The organism is Pseudomonas sp. GD04058, from assembly GCF_029836855.1.
Lineage (GTDB): Bacteria > Pseudomonadota > Gammaproteobacteria > Pseudomonadales > Pseudomonadaceae > Aquipseudomonas > Aquipseudomonas bharatica.
In genome coordinates, this window is the sequence record NZ_JAOECN010000001.1 from 395,183 (window position 1) to 405,836 (window position 10,654).

Consider the following 10,654-nt stretch of genomic DNA (forward strand, 5'->3'; position numbering starts at 1 on the left):
GCTCTGGATGCTCAGTTATCCATCACCAGGCTTCCACCCTTCTCCGCCTTGCGCTTGCGCGCCACCAGCAGCCCGGCAGCCACCACGGCAATGCTCAGCAGCCCGGTGGAGATCACCTCGGCGCGATGGTCAGGACGGATCAGCATCAGCGTCAACACGCCGACGATGAAGAAGATGGTCACCCAGGTCAGCACCGGGAAGGCCCACATCTTGAAGGCGATCTTCTCGCCCCGCGCCATACGCTGGCGGCGCATGCGCAGTTGCGACACGGCGATCACCAGGTACACCAGCAGGGCGATCGCCCCCGAGCTGGCCAGCAGGAACTCGAACACCTGGGCCGGCGCCACATAGTTGGCGAATACGGTCAGGAACGCTGCCGCGGTAGACAGCAGCACCGCCCAGTGCGGCGTGCCGCTGGCGTTGGTGCGCTGGGCGACCGCCGGGGCGTCACCGCGCTTGCTCAGCGAGAACAGCATTCGCGACGAGGTGTACAGCGCCGAGTTGAGGCAACTGGTTACGGCGATCAGCACGACGATATCGACGATCAGCTTGGCGTGGGGGATGCCCATCAGTTGCAGCACGGTCTGGTATGAACCGACTTCCGCCAGCTCGCCGGCATTCCACGGCACCAGCGCAACGACGATGAAGATCGACACGAGGTAGAACAGGAAGATCCGCCAGATCACCGAGTTGGTCGCCTTGCTGATCTGCTTGCCCGGATCCTTCGATTCGGCGGCAGCGATGGTGACGATCTCGGTACCCATGAAGGAGAACATGGTGGTCAGCATGGCACCGAGCACCGCGCCGAGGCCGTTGGGCATGAAGCCCTGGGTGTCGAACAGATGGCTGACACCGCTGACCTGGCTGTTCGGCATGAACCCGAAGATGGCGGCCAGGCCAAGAATGATGAAGCCGATGATCGCCACGACCTTCAGCAGGGCGAACCAGAACTCGAACTCACCGTAGTTCTTCACGCTGAACAGGTTGGTCGCGGTCAGCAGCAGGGTAATGACCAGGGTGAAGACCCAGATCGCCACGTCGGGGAACCAGGCGTTGAGGATGGTCGCGGCGGCGTTGGCCTCCAGCGGGATGACCAGCACCCAGAACCACCAGTACAGCCAGCCGATGGTGAAACCGGCCCAGTGCCCGATGGCACGGTCGGCGTAGGTGGAGAAGGAACCGGTGTCCGGCGAGGCCACGGCCATTTCGCCGAGCATGCGCATCACCAGTACCACCAGCGTACCCGCAGCGGCGTAGGCCAGCAGCACGGCCGGGCCGGCGGCGGCGATGGCATGGCCGGAGCCGACGAACAGACCGGCGCCGATCACGCCTGCGATGGACAGCATGGTTACATGCCGTTGCTTGAGCCCCTGAGCGAGGTCATTGGAATTGTGCTTACCGCTCATAAAACTACCTATGCAAAGAATGGGAGATCGTCCCGCGATTGGAGCCGCATGCCCTTTTGAGGCACCCGCGTCCCGTGACAGGTGGATGGCAATAAGCGGGCCAGATCGATGACCGCTCATGTGCGCAACACCTTGAAACCACGACAGACGGGGCCTGCGGCGCTTTCCGCCAGCCATTGGCCGAAAGGTCGCCAAACTTGCCAGACTTTGCCGGATTACTGAAATACCCACTTACAATTAGAACTGGGTGCTCCATAACCGGGAGCGGGTAACACCTTGTGCAACTTTAGGGATCAAAAAGGTGCAACCCACTTAACCATCACGACGCGCCGAAGGCGCCACCGAAATGCACCGCGACCAAATACGCCTTTCCTCCAGCGGTCAAAACTGGCACCATCGCGCCTTTTTTCATCCTGGCTCCGGCCCGTAGAACGGAACCGGCGGACCGCGACGCGACATTCCACTGCAACGATGCGACACCCGCCCTTGCCCCGGCCGCCCACCCTGCTCGCCCTTCTTGGCTGCGATCCGAGCGCTATGCTAGCGTTGCGCCTCGCCAGGACGGCCGCCAACAGCAGAACGCACAGAACATATGAGGACCGCACATGGCCCAGGCCACGCCCGCGCTGGAAATCCGCAACCTGCACAAGCGCTACGGCGAGCAGGAAATTCTCAAGGGCATCTCCCTTACCGCCCGTGACGGCGACGTGATTTCCATCCTCGGCTCCTCCGGTTCCGGCAAATCGACCCTGCTGCGTTGCATCAACCTCCTGGAAAACCCGCACCAGGGCGAAATCCTCGTCGCCGGCGAAACCCTCAAGCTCAAGGCGGCGCGCAACGGCGAGCTGATCGCCGCCGACAACAGGCAGATCAACCGCCTGCGCAGCGAGATCGGCTTCGTCTTCCAGAACTTCAACCTCTGGCCGCACATGAGCATCCTCGACAACATCATCGAGGCGCCGCGCCGCGTCCTGGGGCAGAGCAAGGCCGAAGCCATCGAGCACGCCGAAGCGCTGCTGGACAAGGTCGGCATCCATAACAAGCGCCACAGCTACCCCACCGAGCTTTCCGGCGGGCAGCAGCAGCGCGCCGCCATCGCCCGGACCCTGGCGATGAAACCCAAGGTCATCCTGTTCGATGAACCGACCTCCGCGCTGGATCCGGAAATGGTCCAGGAAGTCCTCAGCGTCATCCGCGCCCTGGCCGACGAAGGCCGGACCATGCTGCTGGTGACCCACGAGATGAACTTCGCCCGGCAAGTCTCGAGCGAAGTCGTGTTCCTTCATCAAGGCCTCATCGAAGAGCAAGGATCGCCGCAGCAGGTTTTCGAAAACCCGACCTCGGCGCGTTGTAAGCAATTCATGTCCAGCAACCGCTAACGGAGCAACACGCATGCAGAACTACAAGAAGTACCTCCTGGCCGCTGCCGCCACGCTGGTGTTCTCGGCCAATGCCATGGCCGCGGAAAAACTGCGGATGGGTATCGAAGCCGCTTACCCTCCATTCAACAGCAAGGACGCCAGCGGCCAGGTGGTCGGCTTCGACAAGGACATCGGCGACGCCCTGTGCGCCAAGATGAAGGTCGAGTGCGAGGTGGTCACTTCCGACTGGGACGGCATCATCCCGGCCCTGAACGCCAAGAAGTTCGACTTCATCGTCTCCTCGCTGTCGATCACCGAAGAGCGCCAGAAGGCCGTCGATTTCACCGACCGCTACTACTCCAACAAGCTGCAGTTCATCGCGCCGAAGAACGTTGACTTCAAGACCGACAAGGCCTCGCTCAAGGGCAAGGTCATCGGCACCCAGCGCGCCACCCTGTCCGCCACCTGGCTGGAAGACACCTACGGCAGCGATGTGGATGTGAAGCTGTACGACACCCAGGAAAACGCCTACCTCGACCTGACCTCCGGCCGCGTCGACGCGCTGCTGGCGGACAAGTACGTGAACTATGACTGGCTGAAATCCGAGGCCGGCAAGAACTACGAGTTCAAGGGCGAGCCCGTGGTGGAAAGCGACCAGATCGGCATCGCCGTACGCAAGGGTGATCCGCTGAAGGACAAGCTGAACGCCGCGCTGAAGGAAATCATCGCCGACGGCACCTACAAGAAGATCAACGACAAGTACTTCCCGTTCGATATCTATTGATCCGCCCCGACCGGCATCGCCTTGCGCGGTGCTGGTCTCTTGAACCTGCCTGCCCATGAATATTGATCTACACGGATTCGGTCCGGCGCTGGCCGCTGGCACGCTGATGACCGTCAAGCTGGCGCTCGCGGCACTTTGCCTGGGCCTGTTGCTCGGCCTGCTTGGCGCCCTGGCCAAGACTTCGCCGTTCAAAGCGCTGCGCTGGATCGGCGGCACCTACTCGACCATCGTTCGCGGCGTGCCGGAACTGCTCTGGGTACTCTTCATCTATTTCGGTTCGGTCACCCTGATGAGCAAGCTGGGCGACCTGATCGGCGTTCCCGGCCTGGAACTCAGCGCCTTCGCCGCCGGCGTCATCGCCCTCGGCCTGTGCTTCGGCGCCTATGCCACGGAAGTGTTCCGCGGCGCGCTGCTCGCCATTCCCAAAGGGCACCGTGAAGCCGGCATGGCCCTGGGCCTGTCCAAGGGCCGGATCTTCTCGCGTCTGGTCCTCCCGCAGATGTGGCGTATCGCCCTGCCCGGCCTGGGCAACCTGTTCATGATCCTGATGAAGGACACCGCGCTGGTGTCGGTGATCGGCCTGGAAGAAATCATGCGCCAGGCGCAGAACGGCGTGACCACCACCAAGGAACCCTTCACCTTCTACGCGGTTGCCGCCTTTATCTACCTGGGGCTGACCATCGTTGCAATGACCGGCATGCACTTCCTGGAAAAACGTGCCGGGCGCGGCTTTGCGAGGGCCAACTCATGAATTGGGACGTCATCATCAAATGGCTGCCGCGTCTGGCCCAGGGCGCCACGCTGACCCTGGAACTGCTGGCCATCGCGGTCATCCTCGGCCTGATCGTCGCCATCCCGCTGGGTATCGCCCGCTCCTCGCAGCGCTGGTACGTGCGGGCGCTGCCGTATGGCTACATCTTCTTCTTCCGCGGTACGCCATTGCTGGTGCAGCTGTTCCTGGTCTACTACGGCCTGGCGCAGTTCGACGCGGTGCGCAGCAGCTCGCTGTGGCCCTACCTGCGTGACCCGTTCTGGTGTACCGCACTGACCATGACCTTGCACACCGCCGCCTACATCGCCGAGATCCTGCGCGGCTCGCTGCAGGCCATCCCGCGGGGCGAGATCGAAGCGGCGCGGGCGCTGGGCATGTCCCGGGCCACCGCGATGATCCACATCCTCCTGCCGCGCGCCGCGCGCATCGGCCTGCCGGCGTACAGCAACGAAGTGATTCTGATGCTCAAGGCCAGCGCCTTGGCCAGCACCGTCACCTTGCTGGACATCACCGGCATGGCCCGCACGATCATCGCCCGGACCTACATGCCGGTGGAGATCTTCTTCGCGGCAGGGGTGTTCTACCTGGTGATCTCGTTCGTCCTGGTGCAGGCGTTCAAGCTGCTGGAGCGCTGGCTGCGCGTGGATGCCGCGCACGGTCGCTGATATCAAGGTCCCCGCTCCCCCAATTGTAGGAGCGGGTTCACCCGCGATTGGCCGTGCCTGCCCCGTACACCTCTTCAAAAAACCCTGGCCCCCTGTGGGAGCTGGCTTGCCAGCGATAAGGCCCTAAACTTCCCCACACCCATCAGCTCCTGGCCTCAGTCCCATGCCCTACCTGGAAAACACCCAACTCCTCCCCCGCTTCCAGGCCCTGGACCAATTCCTCCGGGAACACCGCAATCTCTGGCACCCGCGCCCCTTCACCAGCCTGCAACTCCCCTGGGAGATCGATCACCCGGACCTGTCCGACTGGCTGCGCAACCAATCCCTGGACCACGCCGAATCCGCCCACAACGACCCTTGCAGCGTCCCGGCCCCGGCACCTTATCCACAACTGGCCGCCCGCGCCCGCGAGCTGGCGGCACTGGATGACTTATCCACAGTTCCCTTGCCGCCAGCCAACCCGCGCCTGAATGTCGATGTCCCTGGCCGCAAATGGCAGCAGATCGAAGCCTTTGCTGCCCACATCGACTTTGCCCGGCGTGCTGGGCACTGGCTGGACTGGTGTTCCGGCAAAGGCCACCTCGGCCGCCGCCTGCTGGGCTCCGGGCAACAGCTGACCTGCCTCGAATACGATCCGGCCCTGGTTGCCGCCGGAGAACAACTCAGCCAGCACCACCACCTCGCGGTCGAGCACCGTTTGCAGGACGTAATGGCTCCCAGCACCGCCGAGCAGATCACAGCCGCCCACACACCGGTGGCCTTGCACGCGTGCGGCGACCTCCACGTCCGCCTGATCCAGCTCGCCGCAGCCAAGGGCTGCGCACAACTGGCCATCGCCCCCTGCTGCTACAACCGCACCGCGGGCCCGCACTACCAAGCGTTATCCACAGCCGCTCGCGCTTCGACCTTGCAACTGGACCTCGACGACCTCGGCCTGCCGCTCAGCGAAACCGTCACCGCGGGCAACCGCGTCCGCCGCCAGCGTGATCAATCGATGGCCTGGCGCCTCGGCTTCGACCTGCTGCAACGGCAATTGCGCAACAGTGACGACTACCTCCCCACACCCTCGCTGCCCAGTGCCTGGCTGCAGAAGCCCTTCGCCGAGTACTGCCAGCACCTCGCCGCGCTCAAGGGCATTTCCATAAAAGAGGGGACCGACTGGCCCGCACTCGAAGCTGCCGGCTGGCAACGCCTGGCCCAGGTCCGCAACCTGGAACTGGTGCGCAACCTCTTCCGCCGCCCGCTGGAACTATGGCTGGTGCTCGATCGTGCGCTCTACCTGCACGAACAGGGTTACAACGTCCGGCTTGGCACCTTCTGCCCACACTCGCTCACCCCCCGCAACCTCATGCTGCTGGCCGAACAACCTGTGGATAAGTCTGTGAGCAACTTCTCGGTTTCCGCTTGATAGCGCGCCGTGTTTAAGCACCATCCTGAATTGCACGATTTTTCCGATCCCGCCAAACGCCTGAGAAAACAGCCGTTTGCGCCGGCGTCAATGCGGCGAGGTAGCGCAGCTGCATGGAAAGCCAGGAGTTGATGTGGTTTGTGCATAAGCGTTAAAGCGAATTAGGCGGTGGTTATTCAGATCGGGTTGGGCGGGAGGTCACCCAGCGCAGGCTGCGGTGTCGCGCAAAGCACAGTTCCAAGCCCGACGCGGACACTGTGGGAGCAACTGTCTTGCTCAATGTCCAAAAGCTGGCGCGTTCCCTGAGGGGGCTGGCTTGCCAGCGACTGCAATGCCGAATCCCCCACCAAGACCCCGCCAAACCAGCAACCCGCTTGCCCCGAGCCCAACCTCCACAACCACCTCAAACCAGGGTAGGAGCGAGGCTCGCCCGCGAAGGACCGCAAAGCGGTCCCCAAACCCAACACCCCCCGCACTGGAAACACCCACCCCAAAACGCCAAAAGCCCCGATCTACGGGGCTTCTGCCAGGATTTCGAGGAAGTGGTTTACAGAACCAAACCGATCGCTATAATAGCGCGCCTACTGCCGGTATAGCTCAGATGGTAGAGCAACTGACTTGTAATCAGTAGGTCCCGGGTTCGATTCCTGGTGCCGGCACCATTCAAGGTTCCATAGAAAGCTTTCAAAATCTCTGGAACCCCCGAAAAACCCGCCTTCTGGCGGGTTTTTTCGTTTTGGCGTTCCGTCGGATTCCGAGGGTAGCCAGCGCTAATAAGGGTACTTTTAAGGATACCTACCAATTCGACATTGGAAAGTACCCTTATGGCTCGCACAACGGCTCCCCTTACCGACAACGCCTGCCGCACTGCAAAGGCTCGCGAACGTGAGTACAAGCTTTTTGACGGCGATGGCCTTTACCTGCTCGTGAAGCCCAATGGTCGTAAAGGCTGGCGGCTCAGGTACGTGAAACCCGATGGCCGCGAGGGCTTGACCTCACTTGGCAACTATCCAGTGGTCGGGCTGGCTGACGCTCGCCACAAGCGCTTCGAGCTCAAACGGCAGCTCGCCAACGGCATTGACCCTATCCAGTCCAAGCAGCAAGCCAGGGTGCAAGCCGTGATCAATGGCCGAACCTTCGAAAGCGTTGCGCTCGATTGGTATGCCGGGATGGTGCCGAAGTGGGCGCCGGGCCACGCTAAGACTGTGCTCAGCCGGTTGAAGACTCACGTATTCCCTTTGTTAGGTGCCAGGGCAATCGTTGAGTTGGACACCCACGACCTCATGCAGCCACTGGAGGCTGTGACGAAGCGCGGCACCATCGACGTGGCGCTCAGGATCAAGAACTACCTGCAAAGCATCATGCGCGAAGCCAAACGGCTGCGACTGATCACGGCGAACCCGGCTCACGATCTCGATGGCTCGATCAAAACGCCACGGGTTACACATCGACCCGCACTACCCTTATCGCGGTTGCCTGAGCTACAGGCGCGTATCGACGGCTACAAAGGTCGTCCGCTCACGCGCCTCACAGTGATGCTATCGCTGCACGTGTTCGTGCGCTCCAGTGAACTGCGCTTCGCCCGCTGGAACGAGTTCGACCTCAAGCGCGGCATCTGGGAAATCCCCGATACTCGCCCGGCGCTGGATGGTGTGCCGTTTTCCACAAGGGGTACAAAGATGGCCGGGGACATCCACGTTGTACCCTTATCGCCGCAGGCAGTGGCCTTGCTTGAGCAGATCCACGCGATCACCGGCAAGTTCGAGCTGGTGTTCGCGGGGGATGCCAAACCGTGGAAGCCGATGTCCGAGAACACGGTGAATGCCGCGCTCAGGACGATGGGCTACGACACCAAGGTGGATATCTGCGGTCATGGGTTCCGAGCTATGGCGTGCAGTGCGCTGGTCGAGTCCGGGCTGTGGTCAGAGATAGCGATCGAGCGGCAGATGAGCCACAAGGAACGCAACAACGTTCGGGCCGCTTATACCCACAAGGCCGAGTTCCTCGAGGAGCGCCGGATGATCATGACCTGGTGGAGCCGGTTTCTGGAGGCGAACCGCGAGGACCATGTGACGCCGCATGAGTTTGCCAAGCAGACGGGCGAGAACGTCACTCGCCTTCGCAGTGCCAAGAGGACCGAGTAACCCGCCGCACCACCATCTCAACTAGCTGTGAAGTTACCCACAGCACCGCATGAAGCTCCTCCGCGCGGGTCCTTTCAAACGGGGCTGCAAAGCCGCCCCGTTTGAAAGGACCATACCTAAGAAAAAAACTGCTGGCACAGCTTACGTCTGTGGAAAACCACTGATGTCCACTGGGGGATAGTTTTATCCACAGGCGCTAAATCCCTGAAATCGCTTTGCTTGACGAACATTGTCCACAGGCGTAGACCGGGAGTTGCAAACGCTGTCGATGACAGCACCCCAGGTGACCCGAACCTTAAAGGTCACGCCGCTCCCGCGGTGGTTCAGCCCAAGTACGATTCGCATCCGGCAGCTCGTACGGTCACTACCCATGTGATGGATGCTCTTACACATATAGCGCTCGTGCGCCAGATACACCGTACCTCGCTGCCCTGCAGCAACCTATCCGCTTGGCCGAATACTGCGCCAACCTGTGCCCGTCTCTTTCTTCTGGAAAGAGACGGGCACTTCTACCACTGCTGCAGCCCTGATCGCACGTGGCTTTGCGGCATTCCCCCTCGTGACAATCGGCGTGACAAACGCCGATGTCACCAGCAACAGCCTTGTAGATGATAGTGCCGCAGACCACGGAATGGACTGCACCTGACTGACAGTCAGGCATGCCCCGGTCATCGCATTGCTGCTCGCACATGGCTCAGGATCTTCAGGCGCTGGTCTCGTCAGCCAGTGCTGCCTCCACCCGCCCACCGGTAACGGTGTTCAGGAGGCCAAATCATGAGATGCCCTTGCTCCCGGACGTAAGGAGCCGCCAGTCCCGCGTAGTGGACATTCCCCACAGGTCGCAGGGGCCTTTGATCCCTGATAACACTCAACATTCTTGGCGGGATGACGTGGGGAGAGGATCGGAGAACGGTAGATGAGGTGACTGACATGGCATTGGTAGGCAGACGCAATGGTCGCAATTTCGGTTATGGCAGGCAATTGAGCTACGCAGGACCACAGGCGCTGAAAGACATGTTTGGCGGTGGCCATTACGGCACGGTCAAAGCGCATTGTGATCGGTGGCAGTCATTCGTGAAGTGGTGCCGCTCAGAACAGGGGCCCGGTATCAATGACGCGCGGCAGATTGATCGAAAGGTGTTGGCCGACTACGCAGCGTATCTGCGTGACATGGCTAGGCGCGGTGACCTCGCTGTCAGCACCGCACAAAATCGGCTTTCCAGCGTTAACAGGACCATGGCGGCGCTTCGCGGTGATCAGTACGTGAAATTGCCAAGTCCGAGCAAGGAGTTGGGTATGCGGCGTAGCGGTGTCCGTCACTCGGTTCCGCAGGGCCAAGACCGCGAACAGGTTAAGCAGATCGTCGATGCGCTTTGCCGACATCATCAACAACGGGCAGCCGCGATTGTTCTGTTGGCGCGAGCCACCGGCATGCGCTTGCGTGAGGCCATATTGGCTGACCTGCCACGGCTGAACCGTGAAGCTAAGAACTTCGACAAGATCAATATCCAAGATGGTACGAAAGGTGGCCGCTCCGGCACCTCGGCGCCACGCTGGATTGCGGTTGATGACTATGTACTTGATGCGCTCGCATTGGCGGAGCAGGTGTCGCCTCTGGGTAGCCGCAACTTAATGACGCCAAATGAAAGCTACTTGAACGTGTTGCAGGAAGTCGTCCGCCCGGCGCGTGACATCCTTCATGCACAGAATCTTAAAGGCCCCCACGAGTTACGAGCAGCGTTCGCATGTGAAAGATATGAACGGATCACCCATCACCGCGCACCTATCAACGGAGGTGATTGCTCTCGGATAGATCGGCGCCTTCATTTTGAGGCTCTGAGGCAAATCAGCTATGAGCTGGGGCACGGTCGAATCGACGTGGTCGCCGCCTACATTGGGGGCAGGCATGGCTAAGCCATTCGATATGGAGACATTTTTAGCTGGGGTATTGATCGGGTCACACGCGACGCGGGAACGTCATTTGCGTCAGTCAAAAATTATCCAAGCAGAGATCGCAGAACGCTGGCAGCGGCTGACGCCATGGACTTGGCAGAGAAAGCATGTTGCGTGGTTTCTCGATCATCGGCTAGTTCGGCGCAGTGAGGCGACACGGT

The 10,654-nt window shown here is 61.2% G+C and carries 9 protein-coding genes and 1 tRNA gene; 9 read left to right on the plus strand and 1 reads right to left on the minus strand.

Features of this window, described 5'->3' with window-relative positions:
• Positions 1–11: 11 nt before the first annotated feature.
• Positions 12–1,406: a GABA permease gene (gabP, locus tag N7650_RS01715; RefSeq protein ID WP_009396069.1), complete on the minus strand. Its 1,395-nt coding sequence runs from the start codon at positions 1,404–1,406 to the stop codon at positions 12–14.
• A gap of 605 nt (positions 1,407–2,011) precedes the next feature.
• On the opposite strand from gabP, the gene N7650_RS01720 reads away from it, so the two are divergent.
• The 9 genes from N7650_RS01720 to N7650_RS01760 all read left to right on the plus strand — a co-directional run.
• Positions 2,012–2,785, plus strand: a complete 774-nt coding sequence (locus N7650_RS01720; protein ID WP_064302639.1) for an ABC transporter ATP-binding protein — start codon at positions 2,012–2,014, stop codon at positions 2,783–2,785.
• A 13-nt stretch (positions 2,786–2,798) separates the two neighbouring features.
• Entirely contained in the window at positions 2,799–3,551 is a 753-nt protein-coding gene (locus N7650_RS01725; RefSeq protein ID WP_279896769.1) for an ABC transporter substrate-binding protein, read from the plus strand.
• Positions 3,552–3,606: 55 nt separating this feature from the next.
• The gene (locus tag N7650_RS01730; RefSeq protein WP_279896771.1) at positions 3,607–4,302 is read left to right on the plus strand and encodes an ABC transporter permease; all 696 of its coding nucleotides are present in this window, start codon (positions 3,607–3,609) and stop codon (positions 4,300–4,302) included.
• Entirely contained in the window at positions 4,299–4,988 is a 690-nt protein-coding gene (locus N7650_RS01735) for an ABC transporter permease (protein ID WP_009396062.1), read from the plus strand. Before N7650_RS01730 ends, N7650_RS01735 begins: the two co-directional genes overlap by 4 nt.
• A 163-nt stretch (positions 4,989–5,151) precedes the next feature.
• Positions 5,152–6,396, plus strand: a complete 1,245-nt coding sequence (locus N7650_RS01740; RefSeq protein ID WP_279896774.1) for a methyltransferase — start codon at positions 5,152–5,154, stop codon at positions 6,394–6,396.
• Positions 6,397–6,982: 586 nt separating this feature from the next.
• A tRNA-Thr gene (locus N7650_RS01745) sits at positions 6,983–7,058 on the plus strand.
• A gap of 162 nt (positions 7,059–7,220) precedes the next feature.
• A complete protein-coding gene (locus tag N7650_RS01750; protein WP_279896776.1) occupies positions 7,221–8,540 on the plus strand; it encodes an integrase arm-type DNA-binding domain-containing protein in 1,320 nt (439 codons plus the stop codon).
• A 930-nt stretch (positions 8,541–9,470) separates the two neighbouring features.
• On the plus strand, positions 9,471–10,454 hold the full coding sequence (locus N7650_RS01755; protein ID WP_279896778.1) for an integrase domain-containing protein: 984 nt from the start codon (positions 9,471–9,473) through the stop codon (positions 10,452–10,454).
• The coding region (locus N7650_RS01760; protein ID WP_279896781.1) for a hypothetical protein at positions 10,447–10,654 on the plus strand (208 nt) is incomplete at its 3' end. The genes N7650_RS01755 and N7650_RS01760, both read left to right, overlap by 8 nt.

What these genes read in the sequence shown, in the direction of transcription:
- N7650_RS01740 (WP_279896774.1), top strand. Translation starts at nt 5,152, where the DNA reads ATGCCCTACCTGGAAAACACCCAACTCCTCCCCCGCTTCCAGGCCCTG.
- N7650_RS01725 (WP_279896769.1), top strand. Translation starts at nt 2,799, where the DNA reads ATGCAGAACTACAAGAAGTACCTCCTGGCCGCTGCCGCCACGCTGGTG.
- N7650_RS01730 (WP_279896771.1), top strand. Translation starts at nt 3,607, where the DNA reads ATGAATATTGATCTACACGGATTCGGTCCGGCGCTGGCCGCTGGCACG.
- N7650_RS01750 (WP_279896776.1), top strand. Translation starts at nt 7,221, where the DNA reads ATGGCTCGCACAACGGCTCCCCTTACCGACAACGCCTGCCGCACTGCA.
- N7650_RS01755 (WP_279896778.1), top strand. Translation starts at nt 9,471, where the DNA reads ATGGCATTGGTAGGCAGACGCAATGGTCGCAATTTCGGTTATGGCAGG.
- N7650_RS01720 (WP_064302639.1), top strand. Translation starts at nt 2,012, where the DNA reads ATGGCCCAGGCCACGCCCGCGCTGGAAATCCGCAACCTGCACAAGCGC.
- gabP (WP_009396069.1), bottom strand. Translation starts at nt 1,406, where the DNA reads ATGAGCGGTAAGCACAATTCCAATGACCTCGCTCAGGGGCTCAAGCAA.
- N7650_RS01735 (WP_009396062.1), top strand. Translation starts at nt 4,299, where the DNA reads ATGAATTGGGACGTCATCATCAAATGGCTGCCGCGTCTGGCCCAGGGC.